General features: G+C 48.1%; 1 protein-coding gene. It reads left to right on the forward strand.

The genetic code is table 11. From position 1 onward, the window contains the following. Window positions 1–675 (forward strand): ATP-binding protein (locus V7756_RS18960; RefSeq protein WP_335611757.1); only part of this gene is annotated, 675 nt, incomplete at both ends.

The raw sequence follows: 675 nt of genomic DNA on the forward strand, positions 1-675 counted from the left end.
GGATGCTATTGATCGGGCGGAAGATCGCGAACGTTTCCAGCAAATGATTCATAAGCTGGATTTGTTGCAGCCACCTAATGCCATTGTTCGTTCCGCAGAAGAGGCGGTGGATGCAGCAGCGGGTATTGGTTACCCATTGGTGGTTCGCCCCTCCTATGTATTGGGTGGTCGGGCTATGGAAATTGTGTATAAGGAAGAAGAGTTGGCGCGTTATATGCGAGAAGCAGTTCAGGTATCAAACGATGCGCCGGTTTTGCTGGACTACTTTCTTTCTTCGGCGGTTGAAGTAGATATTGACGCAGTGTCAGATGGTAAGGATGTGGTGATTGGCGCAATCATGCAGCACATCGAGCAAGCCGGTATTCACTCGGGCGATTCTGCCTGTGCGCTACCGCCCTACAGCCTGCCGGAAGATGTACAAGATGAAATGCGTGCTGTGGTAAAAGCCATGGCTGTTGAGCTAAAAGTAAAAGGCTTAATGAATGTTCAATTGGCCTGGCAGGATGAAAAAATCTATGTGATTGAGGTGAATCCTAGAGCCTCCCGTACAGTACCTTTTGTCTCTAAATGTATTGGAGTCTCATTAGCCAAGGTGGCTGCTCGTTGTATGGCAGGCATGACTTTGGAAGAGCAGGGTTTTACTGAAGAGGTGATACCCAGTTTCTTTAGTGTTAA

This window comes from Halopseudomonas sp. (assembly GCF_036961105.1).
GTDB lineage: Bacteria > Pseudomonadota > Gammaproteobacteria > Pseudomonadales > Pseudomonadaceae > Halopseudomonas.